We start from the raw sequence: 20,538 nt of genomic DNA on the forward strand, positions 1-20,538 counted from the left end.
TGTGCGAGCCGCGCTAATCGACGATCTTTTTCGTCACCACGAAGCCGAGCACGAGGAACACCACGCACAGAATCACGAACACGACAAACAGGAACTTCGCGATCGCGGCCGCCCCTGCCGCAACGCCGGTAAAGCCAAGCAGGCCGGCGATTATCGCGATCACGGCGAAGAACAACGCCCATTTCAGCATGGTGGCTTTCTCCCAAAAGAATGAATGAACGATCAAGGCTCATGCTATCGATCGGTGCGCGAAGGCGCATTCCGACGCAGGCCGGTTTTCGTGTGAGAATCCGCTTACATTGGATTACGGCAGCGTTACGATGGTGGACGTTACACTGATGCCCCATCCGAGGAGCCCAATGTGCCAAATGCGCAGAACACGTCGAACCTGCAAACCCCGCGCGATCCAGCGGCGGCGACGCGACTGAGTCAATGGATGCACAACCGCAGCTGGGCCATCGCGATGACAGTCGCGATCGTCATCACCGTGGGCGGCCTCGTGATTCTGGAGACCGCGCGCGAGCGCATTGCCGCCGAGTACGAGACCGCGCTCGACGCCCGCGACGTCACCGTGCAACTGAGCACGCTCGCCAGCCAGCTCTCCAACCTGAGCGCGCAGCAAAGCGATTTTCTTCTGACGAAGCAGGACGCCACCGCGCAGGCCTATTGCGCGAGCGCCGCACGGATTCGCCAGAGCGAACAGCAGTTGAACCGCTTCTATCGCAGTGGCAAGGCGGATAACGCCGAACTCACGAGCTTCACGCAGATTCTGGCGCTGATCGAAGCACGCATCGGCGCGGGCGCCGCCGCCCTGCAACGTGCGGCGCCGCATCCGCTGGATCTGGCCGCGTGCGGGCCGCTGAGCGCGGCGAATCCGGCCGACGCGTCGCTGGTGGACAGCACCCTCACGCTGCTACGCGATAACGAGGACCGCCGCGCGCAGCACGCGCTCGCCGCGAGCCGCGCGGATCAGCGCATTTCGACGCTGTGCGCGGCGGGTCTGTCGGCGTTGAATATCGTGTTGTTCATTCTGCTGTTTCGCAATCTCGGCATTCAGATCGATCGCCAGGCGCGCGTGCAGCGTCAGTTGATCACGCAACAGGAAGAACTCGATCAGCTCGTCGGCGAACGCACGCGTCAGCTCGAAGCGCTGGGCTGGCATTTGCAGGCGGTCAGCGAAAACGAAAAGACCCAGCTCGCGCGCGAACTGCACGACGAACTCGGCGCGATTCTGACCGCCAGCAAGATGGACGTGGCGTGGGCCAACCGCAAGCTGAAGGACAGTGCGCCGGAAATCGCCGACAAACTAAAACGCGCGCTCGTCAATCTCGACCAGGGCATTGCGCTCAAGCGCCGCATCATCGAAGACATGCGGCCTACCGTGCTGGCCAATTTCGGGCTCGTCACGGCGCTGCGCACGCTCGCCGACGAAGCTGCGCAACGCAACAACTGGACGCTCGATCTGCATCTGCCCGCCGACGATATCCAGCTCGACGAGCAGACCGAGATCGCGCTGTTTCGTGTCGCCCAGGAGTCGCTGACCAATGCCGCCAAGTACGCGCGGGCGTCGAAGGTGTCGATTGCGCTGGAGGTCGGCGATGGCCAGGTCGCCCTGCACATCGCCGACAACGGCGTGGGCATCATGCCGGCCGATCTGAAGCGCACCCACACGCACGGGCTGCTCGGCATGCGCCAGCGCGTCGCCGCGCACGGCGGGCGTTTCGACATCCGGCGCGGCGAACCGAACGGCACCGACATCGACGTGATGATGCCAAGCGTCAGCACCGCGACGCCGTCGATCGATCTGCCGCCGGCCACGCCCACGCGCACGCCCGTCTAGCAACGTGCGGACGCACCTCGCCCCTGCGCTTGTAGGAGTGCGCCGACGCAAACACCGGAGCCCACCTACAACAAAATCGCGGTGCAACTGACAGCGCCGCCCCCGCCCTTTTTTTAACATGCAATCAGACCGGATCGACTGGCGATCTGACACAAGCCCCGGTCGCACGTGCCGGACACGACGGGCACGTCAACCGATGCATTCTCGACACGGAGAACTTTCATGACTCGACTGATCGCTTTGCTTCTCATTGCAGGGACCGCTGCGCTCGCAGGTTGCAACACGGTGGCCGGCGCCGGACAGGACATCTCGAAGGGCGGTAACGCCATCACGAACTCGGCGGATCAGGCGAAGTAAGCTGGTAGCCGGGCGACTTGTGGAGGCGCTTTCGCGGCGCCGATGCGAGTTCGCTGCTTGATGTTGCTTGATGTTGCTTGACGCTGAGTCAGGCTGCGTCACGCTGAGTTTTGCAGGCAAGGAAAGCCCGTCGCGGGTCATCTAGCGACGGGCTTTCTTTCATGGGCAGCGCAGGCGTGCCCACATTGCCCGCCCGCCCGCTCGCGCGGTGCACGTGCGCGACGTTCGCTGCCGGTTCAACTCGTCACCGCGCCCTGCACGCACCGCGCTCCCCGCGAGCGAAGCAATTCCCACCCGCACAAACAAAACGGCGACCCACTCACGTGGATCGCCGCTCCGTCCTCCCCAGGACTGTCCCCCGCTCACAGGCGCTACGCGCGCCTGCGAGCGCGGCGTGCTTACATGCCCGTCAGCGTATTGGTCAGTTCCTGACTCGGCGTGCCGGTGTTGCCGTTCTGCGCGATCAGCAGATGGATCTGCCCCGGCAGCAACTGGCTGAGCGTGCCGCCGATCGGCACCGACGTGATCAGCCAGTCGGCGTTGTTCGACAGCGAGAACGCGGCCGACTGGAAGATCGGCGTCTTGCTGCCGGAGACGGTTGCGATCAACTCGTATTGGCCGCCGGACACATAAATCGAATCCTGGCCGCTGGCCGGCACGGCGTTCTTGTACTGCACGCCCGTCATGGTCGGCGTGAGGGTGCTGACGTCGGTCGTCCCGGCCGGCACCAGGTACAGATCGAGATTGCCCGCGTTCTGCGACGCGTTGAAGCCGCGCAGACGCGCGCTATTGGACAGCAGGCCCTTGTCGAACGGATCGTCGATCAGGCCGATGTCCGGTGCCGTGACGTTCGGCAACGCGATCACGGTGTAGTCGTGACCGTTCGCGACGTTCGGGAAATTGCCGCTCGCGAGCGCGGTGGTCGTGCCGGTCGCCGCGTAGGCGACCGTGGTCGAACCCGTGCCGATATTGGTGAGATTGGTCACGCCTTTATAGGCGACGTTGGTCTGCCCCGACGGCGCGGTGCCGCTCACGAGAAAGTCGAGTGCCGGACTGCTGGGATTCGCGTTGATGAAATGAATCTCCGGATTCGTGATGCCGAGTTCCTTGCCCACGTCGCTGGTGCCGCCGCCACCGCAGGCGCTCAGAAGGGACGCAACAGCAGCCATTGCCGCCATGGTTCGGATCGTTTTCATTGTGTTCACCTATATCGATGTCGGGCTCATGGCGCATTGCTCATGGCCCATTGATTTATGGGTGCTTCGCTTCGAACCTCGGAACGTCCGACACCGGTTTCGTCGCTGCTTCGAATGGTGTCTGGACGGCGTTCCGAAACGGAGCACTCCCTCCTTCCCTGCCGCACAACGCGCCTGTTCGGGGAGCGGCGCGGTCCGTGTCGTTGGACGCTCGCATTGAGCAATGCACGTGCCGCGGGGGCAAAGTTGGCTCGTGGCGACGCAAGAATGTCTTACGGCGCAACGATTTGCGTGGATTAGAATTTTTCCTCGGAGGGTTGGCACGACGCCCGGTGTATCGTTCGTCCGCGTCCCATACTTACACGGTCCCCCGCATGCCTTACCAACGCTTACTCGCCGAGCTCGATCTCGGCTTCACCCGCTTGCGCAACCGCGTGGTGATGGGTTCGATGCACACCGGCATGGAAGACCGCTTCTGGCATTACCCGAAGCTGGCCGCCTACTTCCGCGAGCGCGCCAAAGGCGGCGTGGGTCTGATCATCACCGGCGGCATCTCGCCGAATCGCGAAGGCTGGCTGCTGCCGTTCGGCGGCACGCTGAACTCGGTATTCGATCTGCGCAACCACCGGCAGTTGACCGAGGCCGTGCACGCCGAAGGCGGCAAGATCGCGTTGCAGATCCTGCATGCGGGCCGTTACGGCTACCAGCCGTTCGTGGTGTCGGCCTCCGCGCTCAAATCGCCGATCTCGAAGTTCAAGCCGCGTGCGCTCACCGTGAGCGGCATCGCGAGGACCGTGCGCCACTACGCGCGCTGCGCGCGGCTCGCGCAACGCGCGGGCTACGACGGCGTCGAGATCATGGGCAGCGAAGGCTATCTGCTCAACCAGTTCCTGTGTCCGCGCACCAACCAGCGCACCGACGGTTACGGCGGCAGCATCGAAAATCGCCTGCGGCTCGCACGCGAGATCGTCGAGCGGGTGCGCGCGGCGTGCGGCGAACGCTTTATCGTCGTGTACCGGCTCTCGCTGATCGATCTGGTGGAAGGCGGCAATACCTGGGACGAAACCGTGCAGGTCGCCCAGGCACTCGAAGCGGCCGGCGTGACGATGTTCAATACCGGCATCGGCTGGCACGAGGCGCGCGTGCCGACTATCGTGACGTCGGTGCCACGCGCGGCGTTCGCCGAACTCAGCGCGCGTCTGAAGGCCTCGGTCAAGGTGCCGGTGATCGTGTCGAACCGTATCAATACGCCTGAAGTTGCCGAAGCCCTGCTCGAACAGGGCGCCGGCGATCTGGTGTCGATGGCGCGGCCGCTGCTGGCCGATCCCGAGTTCGTCGTGAAGACCGCCGAAGGCCGCGCGCACGAAATCAACACCTGTATTGCGTGCAATCAGGCCTGCCTCGATCACACCTTCAAGAATCAGCGCGCGTCGTGCCTCGTGAATCCGCGCGCGGGACGCGAGACCGAACTGGTCTATCACCCGGTCGCCGGACCGCAGGCTGTGCGTTCGGTGGCGGTGGTCGGCGCGGGGCCGGCGGGCTTGTCGGCGGCGACCGTGGCGGCCGCGCGCGGGCATCGCGTGACGCTGTTCGATGCGAACGCGAGCATCGGCGGCCAGTTCAATCTGGCGATGCGCGTGCCCGGCAAGGAAGAGTTCAGCGAGACCATCCGTTACTTTCAGAGCCAGTTGCAGCGGCATCGCGTCGACGTGCGACTCGACACGCGCGTCGATGCCGCGCTGCTGGCGGCCGGGGCTTACGACGACGTGATCGTCGCCACCGGCATCGTGCCGCGGCGGCCGGCGATTACCGGCATCGACGGGCCGAACGTGCTGTCTTACGTGGACGTGTTGCGGGGCGCGCCGGTCGGGCGCCGCGTCGCGGTGATCGGCGCGGGCGGCATCGGTTTCGACGTCAGCGAGTTCCTGCTGCATCGTAAGGGTGATGCTCTGCCGACGCCGCGCGATGCGTGGCTCGACGAATGGGGCGTGGATCTCGCGGTGCGGGAACGCGGCGGCCTCAAGGCGCCGGTCGCGCCGCAGCCGCCGCGCGACATCTGGTTGCTGCAGCGCAAGGCCGGCAAGCTGGGCATGGGACTCGGCAAGACCTCGGGCTGGGTGCATCGCGCGACGCTGGCGAGAAACGGCGTGAAGATGCTCGGCGGCGTGTCGTACCGGGAGATCGGCGCGCGCGGTTTGAAGATCGAGCGTGACGGTGCCGAGGAATGGCTCGAGGTGGATACGATCGTGGTGTGCGCGGGGCAGGATTCGCTGCGCGATCTGCATCCGGTGACGGCGGAGAACGCTGCCGCGCGGACCGGTGGCCCGCGCTATCACGTGATCGGCGGCGCCAGGCTGGCGGGCGAACTCGACGCGAAGCGGGCGATCCGCGAGGGCGCGGAAGTGGCGGCGGCGCTTTAGTTTAGGGGCTTGAGTTGGTCAGGCGTGCGCTGTGCGGGTGGTCGTGCTGTGCGGTTGAGTCGTGCTGTGCGGCTGGGTCGAGCGAGAACGGTGGCTTTGTCGAACAGTTCGCCGGTTCGCCCGCACGTCGGTTCGCCAGTTAGCCGGTTCGCCAACGCTCCTTCCCCCCTCGCGCCCCTCAAACAGCCAGCCCCTTCTTCCGGTAATCGAACCAGAACGACAGCCCCACGCTCGCCAGAATCACCACGGTCGCGATCACCGTGGAATGCGTGACCGGCTCGCCAAGCAGCAGCGCGCCAAGCGCGACCGCGACCACCGGGTTCACGTACATACAACTGCTGGCAATGATCGGACTGGTGTGCCGGATCAGAAAACCATACGCGACATACGCGGCCATCGTGCCGATCAGCATCAGGTAGATAAACGCCAGCACCGGCAGAAAATGCACGTCGAGCATCCGCTCGCCGGAGACCCACGCCACCATGCTCGACATCGCGCCACCCAGGCCGATCTGCAGCGAGGTCGACAGAAACAGATCCGACGGCAACTTCAGACGCCCGGCCAGATGTGCGCCGCCCGCCCAGAAAAGCGCGCCGCACAGGATCGCGAGACTGCCGCCCGCCGACCCCGGCGAGTTGTCGCCGTGACTCAGAATTGCAATGCCCACGAGCCCCAGCCCGACCGCGAACCACTCGCCCCGGCCGATCTTGCGCCCCGCTACCGCCGCGATCACCGTGGCGAACAGCGGCACGGTCGCCACCATCACCGCGGCGGTGCCGGTGCCGACGGTGCGCATCCCGAACGCCAGCATGCCGCTCGACAAACCGACCAGCATCGTGCCGACCAGCCCGGCATTGCGGATTTCGGCGAGACTCGGCCAGACCGGCTTGCGGCGCATCGCGAAGATAAACAGGCCGATACCGGCAAACAGATTGCGCATGCCCGACAGCAGCAAAGGCGGAAACGAGCCGAGCGCGACGTGCACGGCGAGATACGTCGAGCCCCACACGAGGTAGACGACGCCCAGCGCCAGCGCGATCTGGCCATTGCGCGACTGCGGTAGGCGGATCGGGAAGCGACGCGGAAAATTGCGCAAAAAGCGCTCGGGGAGTTGCGGCGACATGCGTTCAACCCGCCCCTGCCGCTAACGGTTCCGCGTCCCCGCGGACGACCCGGTGACGGGATGGCGGACACCGCATCGGCGATGCGGTCGGACGGGCGAGGCTGGCGGACATGTGGTGGAACGGAAGGACGATAAATGGCCAAAGGGCCACAGCGCCGCGCGTTCGAACGGAGTCGATTCGCGGCGAACACGCGCCAAATGCCTGGCGCGCACCGCATTATGCAGTAAGCGCCCACCGCGCCAGTCGAAAGAATCGTAACTTTTTAGCGTACTTGCAACAAAAAAACCGGGGAGTTTTCCCCGGCCTGGGCACCGCTTCGGCACCGCCGCGTTCACGCTATGCGACGGGCATCGACCGGATGCGTCAGTTGGCCATGGCGCCCGACGCTTCGTGCTTCATGCCCATCGCGTCGCCGCTCTTTTTCATCTTGTCGTGCTTCATCGTGTTCTTTTTCATGCTGTCTTTCGACATGCTGTCCTTGGACATGGAATCCTTCGACATGGTGTCTTTCGACATGGCGTCGTTGGACATCGCGCCGCTGGCTTGCGCGAAGGCGGCGCCGCCGCTGGTCAGAAGAGCGACGGCCACTGCTGCGATTGCGAACTTTTTCATGGGATAACTCCGTTGTTGTGGATGATTCAAAACCGGCCGATCGGGCGACCTGATCCATTGAGCGCGTGATCGCCGGCGTATTTCCGAAGCTTCTGCCGCCCGGGGGTGCGTGACGGGCCGGACGTCGTCGCCGGCTCATCGCGCGGCCCGCGTGCGTCAGGAGCCTCCGAACCAGTTGTAGCCCTGGTCGACCCAATAGCCGCCGGGGAACGTGTTGGTGACGAACATCTCGACGATGTGCTTCGGATTCTTGTAGCCGAGCTTGGTCGGCATGCGCAGCTTCATCGGGAAGCCGTATTTCGCGGGCAGACGCTCGCCGTCGTAGTCGAACGTGAGCAGCGTCTGCGGGTGCAGCGCGGTCGGCATGTCGATGCTTTCGTAGTAGTCGTCCGCGCATTTGAAACCGACGTATTTCGCGCTGGTGTCCGCGCCGATGCGTCGCAGAAAATCGCCGAACGGCGTGCCGCCCCAGCGGCCGATCGCGCTCCACCCTTCCACGCAGATGTGCCGCGTGATCTGCTCGGCGTGCGGCAACGCGTACAACTCGGGCAGACTCCACGTGCGCTGACCTTTGACGAGGCCGCCGATCTTCAACTGGTAGTCGGCGCCGTCCACGTCGGGCACGTCGTCGATGCCGTAGAACGCGTTGAACGGGAACGGTCGCGTTATCTGCGCTTCGGTGTAGGTCGGCGCGAGTTGCTTCGGATCGAATAGCGCGGCCTGCGCACGGTCGTTCAGGCGCGACACCGCGGTCAGGAATTGGTTGACCGAGTCGTTGTCGGTGAGCGAGCAGCCGGTCAGCATCGACAGGCCGCCGAGCGTCAACAGGCGCTTGCCGAACAGGCGCCGCGACGGCATGGTGAGTTCGCGGCGGGCGTCGATCAGGATCGACTCGCGGTCGAGCGTCTGGCCGGCGGGTCGCGAGGGGGGTCGAACAGGCTTGTTCATGATTCGAGTTCCATAACGTTCGGTAGCGGCGGCTCGGTGGTAACCAGCCGGCGGCTCAGCGGCCGCGCAACATGGCCAGCAACGAGCGAGGCACCAGCGCCACCATCGCCAGATGCACGGCGATGAACGCGGCCATCAGCGACATCGCGCAGAAGTGGACGATGCGGGCGTTGTCGTAGCCGCCCATCAGTTCGCGCAGCAGCGGAAACTGCACCGATTTCCAGATCGCGAGGCCCGACAACACCAGCGCGATCAGATCGCAAACCACGAACAGGTAGGCGAATTTCTGCACCGCGTTGTAGACGCGGAGATCGGCGTGCGACAGCTTGCCGGTCAGCGCGGCGATAAAGTCGCGCAGCACCGCGCGCGGCGACACCGGCAGGAATTTGCGGACGAAACGTCCGCTCGCGAGGTTCAGCGCGAGATACAGCAGACCGTTGAACACCAGCAGCCACATCGCCGCGAAATGCCATTGCAGCGCGCCGCCCAGCCAGCCGCCGAGCGTGATGCCAGGGGGGAAGCGAAACGTCGGGAAAATCGGCGAGGCGTCGTAAATGCGCCAGCCCGACAGCATCATCAGGATCGCCGCGAGCGCGTTGAGCCAATGCGTGACGCGCACCCATACCGGGTGAATCGCGCCGGGTTTCGGTACGGCGGGCGGTGCGAGGTGCGGCTCGCTATCGCGTAATGCGTGAGGGATTGCCATGGCGGTCTCCTGTCGAACAGAGTGGGCGTGTCATCCTGAGTTAACGCTTTCGCGCTGCCTTGGGTGCAATAGCGCTTACCCTGATCCCCTTCAAGAAAGTTGCGGCGAACAGCCGGACGGCGCTCACTGGCAGCCCGCCAGTTCGGCCACTTGCAGCACGTCGCCGGTCGCATCGTTTTCGACGAAACCGACCACGCCGAAACGATCGGCGCTGCCGCCGGCATCGGCGCCGGTCGCGTCGACGCGAATCTCGCGATGAATCTGCGCATGGCCGCCGACCAGCGGCACCGGCCCGATCCATTGCCGCACCACGCGCTCGTGATGCAAGGTGGCCCCGCTGTTTTCGCCCGCGCCGACGTGCGAGCTCAGCGCGTTCTCATAAACGGCGATGTACGCGTTGAGTTGCCCGGCAGGATCCGCGGCCTTGCTGGTGAATTGCGCGGCGACATTGAAGGCGCCCGGCGCCTGCGGATTGAGTTCGAGCGCAACGTTTGCCTGAGCCGGTTCGGCAACCAGCGTGCCGATGCGGCTGTCGAAACTGTCGCGTTGCGACCAGCTACGCAGTTCGCGCCCGGACACGAAGATTTCCGGCGTATAGATGGTGTGGCCGCCGGCGAGATCGGTCAGCGTTTGCTGCCGTTCGGTGAAACGATGTTGCGAGAAACGGTCGGTCCAGCCGAGGCTGTTCCAATAGTCGACGTGCAACGCGAGCGGCACGATGCTTTGCGTCGCGCCGCTGTTTTTCCATTGGCTCAACCAGTTGTCGGCGGGCGGGCAGCTATTGCAGCCTTCGCTGCTGTAAAGCTCCACCAGCGCGACGCGATGCGCCGGGCTGTGTGCGCTGCAGACGGCGGCGGCCGCGTCGGCGAGGCCACTGGCCGCGAGCAGGCTGAGCGCGGCCATGCACGCGATGGCTCGCGTGAAGCGGCGGGTACGGGCGGTTTGCATGACATGCTCCCATCAGGATCTGCACGTTTGTCGAACCGCCCACTCGCTTATGACAGGTCTTGCGAAATTTTTTTCCGCTGCCCTGCCCGCTCGCCGCGCATGGCTCAGTCGTGACTTATCACCACCGTCACGCGCGTGTCCGGCGTGGTGTTCATCGGCGCGACATCGTCACACTGGGTACGGCCAGTCTGTCAGGCGCGTTAACCGCACCGGCAGGCGCGGCCTTGGATGACACGCGCACGCGTGGCCGAACCGATACCACGCAGACGGCGCGTCGCGGCGTCGAACGAAGAGACCCAAAACCCCGTGCTAACATTCTCCTTTCAGTTGCGCCGTATTTTTATTCTCGCGGCGCCGAACCGATTCGATCCCGAACTTGCCGGCCAGCCCCATGCGCTTTTCGATTTCCACTGCCCACATCCGCTTGCGCCCGTGCCGCGCAACCGGTTGCGCGCGCAAGGAATTCACCCCGCAGCGCATTAGCGAGCCGGCCCGAATGCTTCGCCGAACGCTTCTGCGAACACTCCCCCGACTTCTCCCGCTCTCCGCCGCCCGGCGCCCGATCTAACGCAGCCCGCTCCATGCCCGAGCCGCGTAGTGGGGCTCCGGGCCGATCTCTTCCGCATGCTGTTCCCTCACCCGCAGATCGCACTGGAGTACCGTCGTGAAGAAGACGAAAACCTGTTACCTCACCGAGCTCGACGTCGTCCGTCTCGAGAAACACGCGGCCGCGCCCGGCGCCGACGCCCGCTTGCAAGACATGCTCGACCAGGTCCTCGAACGCGCCGTGATCGTCGACTCGCGCGAGATTCCCGCGAACATCGTCACGATGAATTCGCAGGCCATTCTGGTCGACGAAACCAGCGGCGAGCAGATGACGTGGACCGTCGTCTATCCGCCCGAGGCGGAGTTCGCGCGCGGCCGCCTGAATGTGTTTTCGCCACTCGGTCTCGCGCTGCTTGGCGCCAGACGCGGCGAGAAAATTCGCTTCATGCCGCCGAGCGGCGCCGAGAAAGTGCTGAAGCTCGAGAAGATCCTGTTCCAACCCGAAGCCGCCGACGACTTCACGCGGTGAAGCGGCCGCGCTGCGGCGCGGATCATGCGCCGCAGCATGCCGGTCGGGCTTATCTCTAGAAGAATAGGTCGCGGCCGGCGAGAGTGGTACTCGCGGTGACAGCCGCGGTAATACCCGGTATCCGACTTTTCAGGATGGGTTGCCAAGCAGCGCCCGGCCGGTGTATCGTGTGCGCTGCTAACGCGGGGGTCCTGCGTCGCACGGAGGTTGGAGGTCCGTGCTGCGTGGGTGAGAAATACCCTTTGAACCTGATCTGGATAATGCCAGCGCAGGGAAGCGTACGGATTTCGCACCTGGTCTACTGCTTCATCTCCCGCGATCTCCGACTTCTTCCGTCTCGTCTCCTGCTTAGCCGCCCCACATTGCTTTGGCATGGGACCGGAATAGGCATTCAAGCGCCAACTCCGGTCAACCTAGGAGATAACGCATGAACGCCAACCCGAAATTCCTTTCCGCCGACGCGCACGTCGACGAAGCCGCTGTCGCGCCGCTGCCGAATTCCCGTAAGGTCTACGTGACCGGTTCGCGTGCCGACATCCGCGTGCCGATGCGCGAGATCTCGCAGGCGGACACGCCGGACAGCTTCGGCGGCGAGAAAAATCCGCCGGTCTATGTCTACGACACGTCGGGCCCCTACTCCGATCCGGACGCCAAAATCGACATTCGCGCCGGTCTGCCCGCGCTGCGTCAGGCGTGGATCGAAGAGCGCGGCGACACCGAAGCGCTGACGGGTCTGTCGAGCGACTTCAGCCGCGAACGCGCCGCCGACACCGCCACCGCCGACCTGCGTTTCAAGGGCCTGCACCGCACACCGCGCCGCGCGATCGCCGGCCAGAACGTCTCGCAGATGCACTACGCACGCAAGGGCATCATCACGCCCGAAATGGAATACATCGCGATTCGCGAGAACCAGCGCCGTGCGGAGTATCTGGAGAGCCTGAAGACGAGCGGCCCGAACGGCGAAAAGCTCGCCGCGATGATGGGCCGGCAACACCCGGGCCAGGCGTTCGGCGCGAGCGCGTTCGGTCCGAACGGCCTCACCGCGATCACGCCGGAATTCGTGCGTGAAGAAGTCGCCCGCGGCCGCGCAATCATCCCGAACAACATCAATCACCCGGAAAGCGAGCCGATGATCATCGGCCGCAACTTCCTCGTGAAGGTGAATGCGAACATCGGCAACTCCGCCGTGACGTCGTCGATCGGCGAGGAAGTCGACAAGATGACGTGGGCGATCCGCTGGGGCGGCGACACGGTGATGGACCTGTCCACCGGCAAGCACATTCACGAAACGCGCGAATGGATCATCCGCAATTCGCCGGTGCCGATCGGTACGGTGCCGATTTACCAGGCGCTGGAAAAGGTCAACGGCAAGGCCGAAGACCTGACCTGGGAAATCTTCCGCGATACGCTGATCGAACAGGCCGAGCAAGGCGTCGACTACTTCACGATCCACGCGGGCGTGCGTCTGCAATACGTGCCGCTCACGGCGAAGCGCATGACCGGCATCGTGTCGCGCGGCGGCTCGATCATGGCGAAGTGGTGCCTGGCTCACCACAAGGAAAGCTTCCTGTACGAGCATTTCGAGGACATCTGCGAAATCATGAAGGCCTATGACGTGGCCTTCTCGCTCGGCGACGGCCTGCGTCCCGGCTCGATCTACGACGCCAACGACGAAGCGCAACTCGGCGAACTCAAGACGCTCGGCGAACTCACGCAGATCGCGTGGAAGCACGACGTGCAGACCATGATCGAAGGCCCCGGTCACGTGCCGATGCAGCTGATCAAGGAGAACATGGACCTGCAACTGGAATGGTGTGACGAAGCGCCGTTCTACACGCTGGGACCGCTCACCACCGACATCGCGCCGGGCTACGATCACATCACGTCGGGTATCGGCGCGGCGATGATCGGCTGGTTCGGCACGGCGATGCTGTGCTACGTCACGCCGAAGGAACACCTCGGCTTGCCGAACAAGGACGACGTCAAGACCGGCATCATCACCTACAAGCTCGCCGCGCACGCCGCCGATCTGGCGAAAGGCCATCCGGGCGCGCAGGTGCGTGACAATGCATTGAGCAAGGCACGCTTCGAATTCCGCTGGGAAGACCAGTTCAATCTCGGTCTCGACCCGGACAAGGCGCGCGAATTCCACGACGAAACGCTGCCGAAGGATTCCGCCAAGGTCGCGCATTTCTGTTCGATGTGCGGTCCGCACTTCTGCTCGATGAAGATCACGCAGGACGTCCGCGAATTCGCCGCGCAACAAGGCCTCTCCGACGACGACGCGCTGCAGAAAGGCATGGAAGTGAAGTCGATCGAGTTCATGAAGAAAGGCGCGGAAATTTATCAGCGTCAATAACGGTTGAAGCGTTTGCCGGGCGATGCGATTGCGTCGCCCTTAAAGCGCACGATGCGTTGCAGTACCGAAGCCCGCCATTGCGCGGGCTTTTTTTGTGCTCACGGCCAGGCACGCCGCATGCTGACAGAAGGGAAACACCTGATTACGAATAACTCACTTCCACGGGAGTCAGCATCATGAAATCGATCCGACAAATCAGTGCGCTCGCCACGCTCGTCGCCGTGGTGGCCAGCCTTTCCGCCTGTGGCGACATGAGCCGTCAAGGCCGCGATACGGCCATCGGCGCGGGCCTGGGCGGCGCGGCGGGCGCGGCGATCGGCGGCAACGCGCTGTCGACGGTGGGCGGCGCGGCGGCGGGCGGCATCATCGGTAATCAGGTGGGCAAGTAACGCCGACGTGCGAGCGGCCGACTTCGGCAATGCCGGTCCGCCGCCTCGTCCATGGCTTGCAATGACCTGAAATAAGCCGTTACGGTTTTGCAATCCTGCATGCATCCTCGCGGCGTAAGCTCATGGGATCACGCCGCCGGCCGGCGTTCGATATAACCAGGAGCGCGTCATGAAGTCCCGCGTCGTCAATTCGTTCCGTGCGTTCGGCCAACGGCTGCCGCACGGTTTTTACCGTCGCCTGTCCAGTCTTTCGCGAAACGGCATCGCCCTCGGCGGTGCCGTCTGCGTGTTGACGCTGTCCGGTTGCTATTACCCGTACGGCTACTATCCGGGCGCTTACTCGCCGTACTACGCCACGGTCCCCGCCGGCGCGACCCAGCAGGATCTGGGCGTGGCGCAGAACGATCCGGCCGCCCTGCAACAACAGCAGCAACTGCAGGCGCAACAGGCCCAACAGGCGCAGTCGCAAGCGCGGGCGGCCCAGCAGGTACCGCCGGCCACCTACGCGACCGCGGTGGTTCCGCCTCCGCCGGTCTATGTCGCGCCGGCTTATCCCGCTTACTACGCGCCGCCGGTTTATCCGGCTTACCCGGCGTATTACGGCGGTTATCCGGGTTGGTACGGGCCGTCGGTGTCGATCGGCTTCGGCTTCGGCGGTTACTGGGGCGGGCATGGCGGCTGGGGCGGCGGGCACGGCCACTGGCATTGATCGATTGGCGCGGACTGGTGCCGATTGGCGCTGATTGACGCCGATTGACGCCGATTCTCACCGATTCGCACTTGTTGGCGCTGGCCTTCTCCGCTTCGCCCTTTCTCTACTTCCGCTCGCGTATCGGGTCGCCGGTTCCTTTCGTGAACCCTTGACCGGATACGCTCGCGCGGCCGTCCAGAGCGCCGCGCGACGCCTGCGTCATGCTCGACGCGCGGCCCAATCCGTCAGGCGGCATACACCGTTATCCCGCCTTCGTCCCGCGCCCGTAGTTTCCCTTCTTGACCTACCCCAGCCGAGTTCTATGCTTCTGTAGAACCGCACGCAGTACCCGTTTAAATAAGCGCCCCGGCCCGCTTCACCGTCGCCGCCGGCGCCCATCCGTCCTAACGACGCGCCCCGTAGTGCGTGGTCTCGCGTCGAGTCCGAACAACAACGAAGGAGACGCGATGTTTCATCAACTACTCACTCCGGTCGGCAACTCACTGCCGCTCTCGTTTCTGGTCGCCGCGCTGCCGATCATCGTCGTGCTGCTCCTGCTCGGCTGGGCGCGGCGGCCGGCCTGGCAGGCGTCGCTCGCGGGGCTGATCGTCGGTCTGATCGTGGCGATCGCCGTCTGGCAATTTCCGGTGGGACTCGCCTTCGACTCGGTCGCCAACGGCGCGGTGTTCGCCTGCTGGCCGGTCATGTGGATCGTCTTCACGGCGATCCTGCTGTACAACATCTCGCAGCGCTCGGGCCGCTTCGCTGCCTTCCGCATGTGGATGATCGACAATCTGCCGAACGACCGGCGCGTCGTGCTGGTGGTGATCGGCTTCTCGTTCGGCGCGCTGCTCGAAGGGATTTCCGGTTTCGGCACGCCGGTCGCGATCACCAGTTCGCTGCTGATCCTGCTCGGCTTTCCGACCCTCGAAGCACTCACCTTCACGCTGATCTTCAATACCGCGCCGGTCGCGTTCGGCGCGCTGGGCGTGCCGATCACCGTGCTTGGCGCGGTCACGCACCTGCCGGCCGATTCACTCGCCAAAATGGTCGGCCGTCAGTTGCCGTTCTTCGCGTTCCTGTTGCCGTTCTATGTGATCGGCGTGTACGCCGGCTTTCGCAACATGCTGCGCGTGTGGCCGGTGCTGCTGGTGTCGGGCGCGAGCTTCGCGCTAACCCAGTTCGTCGCGTCGAACTACGTGAACTACAGCCTGACCGACGTGCTGTCGTCGATGGTGTCGCTGATCCTGACGATCGCCTTCCTGCGCGTCTGGCGCCCGGCGGTGGATCCGAAGTTCGCGATCAACATCGACCGGGTCGGCGAGGTGCGCGGCAAGATCGGCGGCGGCCAGGGCTGGTATCCGTGGATCATCGTGTCGATCGTGGTGATCATCTGGACCGTCGCGAAGATCTTCCTGATCGGCGACGTCAAGGTGCCATGGCCGGGACTCGACAAAGCCGTCTTCATCACGCTGTACAACACGCCATATAGCGCCGTGTGGGATTTCCAGCCGCTGGCCACCGGCACCGCCATTCTGGTTGCGGCGATCATCACGGCGTTCGTGGTCGGGCTGAGCGCGAGCGAGTTCGGCAAGGCGATCGCCGATACCTGGGTGCAGACGCGCATCGCGATCCTGACGGTGGCGACGATCGTCGGCCTCGCGTATCTGATGAACTACTCGGGGCTGACCTACACGCTCGGTCTGGGCGCGGCGTCGGTCGGGCCGTTCTTTCCGCTGGTGTCGGCGTTCCTCGGCTGGGTCGCGGTGTTTCTGTCGGGCAGCGATACGTCCGGCAACGCGCTGTTCGGCAACCTGCAGGTGGTGGCGGCGCATCAGTTGAATCTCAATCCGATCCTGATGGCGGCGACCAATTCGTCGGGCGGCGTGATGGGCAAGATGATCTCGCCGCAAAACATCTCGACCGGCGTGGCCACCACCGAACTCAAAGGCAAGGAAGGCGTGGTGTTCGCGCGAACCTTCAAGCATTCGATTCTGTTGACGGTGCTGCTCGGGGTGCTGGTGTGGCTGCAGCAAAATGTGCTGCAGGGGATGATTCCGCATTAGGCAGATTGGTGGGAAGCTGGCCGTGGTCTATCCGCGGCCAGCTTCCGTGATTCCGTACCTCCGTATTCCCGTACTTCTCCCACCTCCGCATTTCGGCGCCACCGCAAAATAATTCACGATCGCGCCGTGTGCCCCACGCCCTACCTGGCCTCTCGCCAACTCCGCATTCATTCTCATCGTAATTTTTCTCACATCAGCGTGAGAATTGCTCGTTTTGCATACGCCGCCTCAGCGCTTACGATCACGTCTATCCGACGCCCCCACTCTCCCGCATCTTGCCGTTTCATTCCAGGCTGAAACGTTTCGCGCAATCGCGCTGCTACGATGCGCTGGCGTCTCGACTCAACCGCGCGCGGCGCCACTCCGATGAATGCTAAAAACCTGCTCCAGTTGCTGATTCTCGCCGCCCTCTGGGGCGCGTCCTTCCTGTTTATCCGCGTCGGCGTGACCGACTTCGGCGTCGCGCCGCTGATGGCGCTGCGTGTCGGCATCGGCGCGGCCTTCCTCATCATCGTGCTGGTCGCGCGTCGGCCGTTGCAGCAATCGGTCACGATCCTGCGCACACGCGCCTTTCCGCTGCTGGTGGTTGGCATTCTGAATTCGGCGGCGCCCTTCTGCCTGTTCGCGTACGCCGAACTGACGCTGTCGGCCGGCGTCACGTCGGTGATCAATGCGAGCACGCCGCTGTGGGGCGCGCTGGTCGCTTTCGTCTGGCTGCGCGACCGGTTGAGCGGCATGCGCACGCTCGGCCTGGTGGTCGGCTTTCTCGGCGTCCTGATGCTGGTGTGGGATCAGATCGCCGCGCCGGGCAGCTCGGCGGCCACACCGCTGGGCACTGCGCTGGCGGCCGGCGCGGCGCTCGGCGCCACGCTGCTGTACGGCATTGCCGCCAATTACACCAAGCGTCACCTGACCGGCGTCGACGCGCTGACCGTCGCCGCCGGCACCATGACCGGCGCCACTATCGTGCTGCTGCCGCTCGCGGTGATCTACTGGCCGGCCACGCCGATCTCGCTGCATGCCTGGGGCGCGGTGATCGCGCTGGGCGTCGCGTGTACTGGTGTCGCGTATATGTTGTTCTTCCATCTGATCGCGGTGGCCGGACCGGCGCGCGCCATTACGGTGACCTTCGTGATTCCGATTTTCGGCATCTTGTGGGGCGCGCTGTTTCTCGGCGAAAGCGTGTCGCCCGGCATGCTGGAAGGCTGCGGCGTGATTCTGGTCGGCACCGCGCTCGCCACGGGCGTGATCAAGCGCTTGCCTTGGGTCGGGCCGCGTCGGGCCGACACCTGAGCCGGATTGATTCGGGCTCGAGCATTGTTGGGCGTTGGTCGCGCTGTCTTGTTTGCGTTTTCATTGGCCACGTATCGTGCGTCGCCAAAAAAATAGCCCGCACTCTTTCGGAGTGCGGGCGAAACCGTCGCCCTACGAGGATAGGCGACGGGGCCACCGAGGCCGCGCGCGTCGCGCGCAGGCCATCATCGGGCTCAGCACCGGTTCATCGTCCGATACTGGAATCGTCTGGAACGCCTGGCTGGAAAACCCCATCGGCTTAACCAATCCGGCCCCATGAGCTTATAAAAGCAGCTTGTGTGCCAGTTGCTGGATGTCAGCGGGAAAATCTCGCAAGCGTTTGATTATTATTGGAATTTTCAGCGAGAGGGTGAGGCGAAGGAAGGCGGTGGAGCGGGCTTCGGCAGTTACGTCACCGGGGTAACGTCACGTTACACGCGGCCGCACAGAACGGCCGCATACGTTCGATTCATACGCGGCCGGCACGGCGGCGTTCAATGCGTGGGCCACTTCGGACGGTGCGCGGCGCTGTGTCGCAAACGCAGTCCCGCCGGCGGCCGCGATTCGCGCGGGCTCAACGCCGCTCCGCACACAAGCGCCAGGACGAGCAAGCTCGCCGCCCACATCCAGTAAGGAATCACGTCGAACATGGCCAACTCCGGTTGATTGCCGGGTCATCCCGGTATCTCGCAGTCAAGCAAAACACATGCTCGGTTTCACGGGGGCACCGCCGGGCGGCCGGATGCGGATTTTGCCGGTTGTACGGCGGCGCCAGGCAAGACTTGTGAGCAAAAAAAACCCGTCCGGGACAGGTCCCGGACGGGTTTTTTACCAACTGGGCTGCCTGCCTTGACTTACCGCCGCTTGCGGCAAGCCCGGACGGTTTGCTCAGTGCAACTGGTCGACCATCAGACTCATGATCTGTTTGGCCTGCGAGCTCTGATCGACGTCGCCCTTGTCGGTGACCACGGCAACGCGAGTCTGGTTAGGCGTCACGGCGCGCACGTTCACCAGATACTGTTTGGCAACCTTTTCCTTCTTGCCGTGGAAAATCTGGCTCCAGAAACCCTGTTCCGCCGAGCTCAGATCCTTCGGATCGACGTAGCGCACGAAGTAGAGGCCACGGCCCAGATCGCGGTCGTCGACAGTGAAGTTGCTGCGGTCGAGCGCGAGGCCCACGCGCAACCACGCGCGGTCGTACGGCTCGCCCAGCGTAAGCTCGGTCGACGAGAACTGCGCCTGCGTGTTCGGCGTGTCCGCGTCCGGCATGGGCTGCTGCGCCGACAACGCCACGTTTTGCGCCGCAGTGGCCGCCGCTGCCGACTTTGCCCCCGCGGTGGCCGCGTTCGGCGCGGTTTGCGCGCCGGCCGGCGACAGATCCGCGTTTTGCGTGTCACCCGATTTGCGCGAGTCGGCCAGCGCCAGGGCCGCCATCAGGCGCTTCAGGTATTCCTGTTCGAGACCCGGATCGTTCGGCTTGGCTTCCCACTTGGTCGAATCGTTGTTCGGACCGGTGACCGCCTCACGCAAGCCCTTCTGGCTGATGAAGACATACGTGCCGCCGCCCGGCGACGATTCCAGACGCGTGCGGTACTTGTTGCGCTCCGAACTCACGTAGCTGTTGCCCATGGCTTTGGACAACGTGTTGCGGATCAGGCCGTCGTTGATCTGCGCGTGGGTTTCGTTCCAGTCGGTTTCCATCACGCCCTTGTCGCGCTGGTCGACCACCAGCAGGAACCCCTGCTCCTGCCAGAAGCGGCGGATTTGCGCCCAGGCCTGATCGGGCGACTTGTTGTCGATCACCAGCCAGCTCTCCGCGCCGTCGCGCTGGATGTGCATGCCGGTGACCGGCGGCACCACCACCGTGGAATTGGCCGACGGCGCTTGCGCCTGAACCTGCTTGAGCGTGGACAACGAGGTTTCGCCGCCTTGCGGAGGCAACGAACGCTGATCGGCCGTCTCGTCGATCATGTTCGGCGGGACGGCAAGTGACACCTGCTTCGATTTCGAGTCGCTCTTGTAGTCGATTTTGGTCGGCGACGACGTGCCGCAGCCGGCAACCAGACCGCCTGCCATCAGCATTACTGCAAACCGCTTGGTAAGACGAAGATCAGTCATGTTCGGGGAATCCTTCCGCTACGCCACGGCAAGTTTCCGTGGATCAACCCAACATTTTACCGATCCCGGCGAGTCGTGTGCAAAAACTGGGGTTTGCCTGAGAAATGAGCAGCGTGCGCGGCCTTGCCGAGCCGTGCGGGTGGCCTGCTGAGCTCACGTTTTTGCGACGCGCACGCGGCGCTTTCGGTCACGGGGGAAAGCCGGGCTTCGAGCGTTTTCATCCTGCTCTCGCGCGGCATATTTAACAATCCGCAACCTTTCCCAATTAATTGTCGGATGTATCTCACATGCGCGTCAGATCCTTGTTTTAAAGCCCTTTCGCGTCCGTTTGGCCGGTCAATTTTGAGACTCGTCGATCCGGCGAATCGCCTGCAGGACAAAGATCAGGAAACCTCA

General features: G+C 64.1%; 18 protein-coding genes and 1 riboswitch. Of the genes, 9 read left to right on the forward strand and 9 right to left on the reverse strand.

What is annotated here, in order from left to right:
• Positions 1 to 13 precede the first annotated feature (13 nt).
• Positions 14 to 190 (reverse strand): DUF1328 domain-containing protein, encoded by a 177-nt coding sequence (locus BX591_RS02975; RefSeq protein ID WP_111929365.1) that lies wholly within the window; start codon positions 188 to 190, stop codon positions 14 to 16.
• 171 nt (positions 191 to 361) lie between these two features.
• Between BX591_RS02975 and BX591_RS02980 the strand changes: the two genes are divergently transcribed.
• Positions 362 to 1,840 (forward strand): sensor histidine kinase, encoded by a 1,479-nt coding sequence (locus tag BX591_RS02980; protein ID WP_111929211.1) that lies wholly within the window; start codon positions 362 to 364, stop codon positions 1,838 to 1,840.
• 222 nt (positions 1,841 to 2,062) lie between these two features.
• Entirely contained in the window at positions 2,063 to 2,197 is a 135-nt protein-coding gene (locus BX591_RS02985; RefSeq protein WP_111929212.1) for an entericidin A/B family lipoprotein, read from the forward strand.
• Between the two features lie 398 nt (positions 2,198 to 2,595).
• On the opposite strand, the gene BX591_RS02990 is transcribed toward BX591_RS02985, so the two are convergent.
• Positions 2,596 to 3,393, reverse strand: a complete 798-nt coding sequence (locus BX591_RS02990) for a DUF4397 domain-containing protein (protein ID WP_111929213.1) — start codon at positions 3,391 to 3,393, stop codon at positions 2,596 to 2,598.
• A 374-nt stretch (positions 3,394 to 3,767) separates the two neighbouring features.
• Between BX591_RS02990 and BX591_RS02995 the strand changes: the two genes are divergently transcribed.
• Positions 3,768 to 5,813, forward strand: a complete 2,046-nt coding sequence (locus tag BX591_RS02995) for an NADPH-dependent 2,4-dienoyl-CoA reductase (RefSeq protein WP_111929214.1) — start codon at positions 3,768 to 3,770, stop codon at positions 5,811 to 5,813.
• 178 nt (positions 5,814 to 5,991) lie between these two features.
• On the opposite strand, the gene BX591_RS03000 is transcribed toward BX591_RS02995, so the two are convergent.
• The 5 genes from BX591_RS03000 to BX591_RS03020 all read right to left on the reverse strand — a co-directional run bounded on the left by BX591_RS03000 (position 5,992) and on the right by BX591_RS03020 (position 10,151).
• Positions 5,992 to 6,936 (reverse strand): EamA family transporter, encoded by a 945-nt coding sequence (locus tag BX591_RS03000; protein WP_111929215.1) that lies wholly within the window; start codon positions 6,934 to 6,936, stop codon positions 5,992 to 5,994.
• A gap of 364 nt (positions 6,937 to 7,300) precedes the next feature.
• The gene (locus BX591_RS03005) at positions 7,301 to 7,549 is read right to left on the reverse strand and encodes a pentapeptide MXKDX repeat protein (protein WP_111929216.1); all 249 of its coding nucleotides are present in this window, start codon (positions 7,547 to 7,549) and stop codon (positions 7,301 to 7,303) included.
• A gap of 156 nt (positions 7,550 to 7,705) precedes the next feature.
• Positions 7,706 to 8,497: a molybdopterin-dependent oxidoreductase gene (locus BX591_RS03010; RefSeq protein ID WP_111929217.1), complete on the reverse strand. Its 792-nt coding sequence runs from the start codon at positions 8,495 to 8,497 to the stop codon at positions 7,706 to 7,708.
• 55 nt (positions 8,498 to 8,552) lie between these two features.
• Positions 8,553 to 9,203: a cytochrome b/b6 domain-containing protein gene (locus tag BX591_RS03015; protein ID WP_111929218.1), complete on the reverse strand. Its 651-nt coding sequence runs from the start codon at positions 9,201 to 9,203 to the stop codon at positions 8,553 to 8,555.
• Positions 9,204 to 9,326: 123 nt separating this feature from the next.
• Complete coding sequence (locus tag BX591_RS03020) at positions 9,327 to 10,151, reverse strand: DUF1223 domain-containing protein (protein WP_111929219.1); 825 nt, start codon at positions 10,149 to 10,151, stop codon at positions 9,327 to 9,329.
• A 664-nt stretch (positions 10,152 to 10,815) separates the two neighbouring features.
• On the opposite strand from BX591_RS03020, the gene BX591_RS03025 reads away from it, so the two are divergent.
• The 6 genes from BX591_RS03025 (at position 10,816) to BX591_RS03050 (ending at position 18,024) form a co-directional block, all read left to right on the forward strand.
• Positions 10,816 to 11,226, forward strand: a complete 411-nt coding sequence (locus BX591_RS03025) for a GreA/GreB family elongation factor (protein ID WP_111929220.1) — start codon at positions 10,816 to 10,818, stop codon at positions 11,224 to 11,226.
• 174 nt (positions 11,227 to 11,400) lie between these two features.
• A riboswitch (TPP riboswitch) is annotated at positions 11,401 to 11,519 on the forward strand.
• Positions 11,520 to 11,653: 134 nt separating this feature from the next.
• Positions 11,654 to 13,585, forward strand: coding sequence for a phosphomethylpyrimidine synthase ThiC (gene thiC, locus BX591_RS03030; RefSeq protein ID WP_111929221.1), 1,932 nt, complete (start codon positions 11,654 to 11,656; stop codon positions 13,583 to 13,585).
• Between the two features lie 176 nt (positions 13,586 to 13,761).
• On the forward strand, positions 13,762 to 13,974 hold the full coding sequence (locus BX591_RS03035; RefSeq protein WP_111929222.1) for a glycine zipper 2TM domain-containing protein: 213 nt from the start codon (positions 13,762 to 13,764) through the stop codon (positions 13,972 to 13,974).
• 169 nt (positions 13,975 to 14,143) lie between these two features.
• Positions 14,144 to 14,683 carry a hypothetical protein gene (locus BX591_RS03040; protein WP_111929223.1) on the forward strand — a complete coding sequence of 180 codons (540 nt, stop codon included), beginning with the start codon at positions 14,144 to 14,146 and terminating at the stop codon, positions 14,681 to 14,683.
• Positions 14,684 to 15,132: 449 nt separating this feature from the next.
• Positions 15,133 to 16,731, forward strand: a complete 1,599-nt coding sequence (locus tag BX591_RS03045) for an L-lactate permease (protein ID WP_111929224.1) — start codon at positions 15,133 to 15,135, stop codon at positions 16,729 to 16,731.
• A 366-nt stretch (positions 16,732 to 17,097) separates the two neighbouring features.
• A complete protein-coding gene (locus BX591_RS03050; RefSeq protein WP_111929366.1) occupies positions 17,098 to 18,024 on the forward strand; it encodes a DMT family transporter in 927 nt (308 codons plus the stop codon).
• Between the two features lie 494 nt (positions 18,025 to 18,518).
• Here BX591_RS03050 and BX591_RS36335 read toward each other — a convergent pair whose 3' ends face one another.
• The gene (locus BX591_RS36335; RefSeq protein ID WP_167444488.1) at positions 18,519 to 18,674 is read right to left on the reverse strand and encodes a hypothetical protein; all 156 of its coding nucleotides are present in this window, start codon (positions 18,672 to 18,674) and stop codon (positions 18,519 to 18,521) included.
• A 238-nt stretch (positions 18,675 to 18,912) separates the two neighbouring features.
• Positions 18,913 to 20,142 (reverse strand): outer membrane protein assembly factor BamC, encoded by a 1,230-nt coding sequence (gene bamC / locus BX591_RS03055; protein ID WP_111929225.1) that lies wholly within the window; start codon positions 20,140 to 20,142, stop codon positions 18,913 to 18,915.
• Positions 20,143 to 20,538 lie beyond the last annotated feature (396 nt).

Source organism: Paraburkholderia bryophila, from assembly GCF_003269035.1.
Classification (GTDB): domain Bacteria; phylum Pseudomonadota; class Gammaproteobacteria; order Burkholderiales; family Burkholderiaceae; genus Paraburkholderia; species Paraburkholderia bryophila.

Coding starts and splice junctions, on each gene's coding strand:
- BX591_RS03010 (WP_111929217.1), bottom strand. CDS start 8,497: ATGAACAAGCCTGTTCGACCCCCCTCGCGACCCGCCGGCCAGACGCTC.
- bamC (WP_111929225.1), bottom strand. CDS start 20,142: ATGACTGATCTTCGTCTTACCAAGCGGTTTGCAGTAATGCTGATGGCA.
- thiC (WP_111929221.1), top strand. CDS start 11,654: ATGAACGCCAACCCGAAATTCCTTTCCGCCGACGCGCACGTCGACGAA.
- BX591_RS03050 (WP_111929366.1), top strand. CDS start 17,098: ATGAATGCTAAAAACCTGCTCCAGTTGCTGATTCTCGCCGCCCTCTGG.
- BX591_RS02990 (WP_111929213.1), bottom strand. CDS start 3,393: ATGAAAACGATCCGAACCATGGCGGCAATGGCTGCTGTTGCGTCCCTT.
- BX591_RS03045 (WP_111929224.1), top strand. CDS start 15,133: ATGTTTCATCAACTACTCACTCCGGTCGGCAACTCACTGCCGCTCTCG.
- BX591_RS03015 (WP_111929218.1), bottom strand. CDS start 9,203: ATGGCAATCCCTCACGCATTACGCGATAGCGAGCCGCACCTCGCACCG.
- BX591_RS02985 (WP_111929212.1), top strand. CDS start 2,063: ATGACTCGACTGATCGCTTTGCTTCTCATTGCAGGGACCGCTGCGCTC.
- BX591_RS03020 (WP_111929219.1), bottom strand. CDS start 10,151: ATGCAAACCGCCCGTACCCGCCGCTTCACGCGAGCCATCGCGTGCATG.
- BX591_RS03005 (WP_111929216.1), bottom strand. CDS start 7,549: ATGAAAAAGTTCGCAATCGCAGCAGTGGCCGTCGCTCTTCTGACCAGC.
- BX591_RS03035 (WP_111929222.1), top strand. CDS start 13,762: ATGAAATCGATCCGACAAATCAGTGCGCTCGCCACGCTCGTCGCCGTG.
- BX591_RS02975 (WP_111929365.1), bottom strand. CDS start 190: ATGCTGAAATGGGCGTTGTTCTTCGCCGTGATCGCGATAATCGCCGGC.
- BX591_RS02995 (WP_111929214.1), top strand. CDS start 3,768: ATGCCTTACCAACGCTTACTCGCCGAGCTCGATCTCGGCTTCACCCGC.
- BX591_RS03040 (WP_111929223.1), top strand. CDS start 14,144: ATGAAGTCCCGCGTCGTCAATTCGTTCCGTGCGTTCGGCCAACGGCTG.
- BX591_RS36335 (WP_167444488.1), bottom strand. CDS start 18,674: ATGTTCGACGTGATTCCTTACTGGATGTGGGCGGCGAGCTTGCTCGTC.
- BX591_RS03000 (WP_111929215.1), bottom strand. CDS start 6,936: ATGTCGCCGCAACTCCCCGAGCGCTTTTTGCGCAATTTTCCGCGTCGC.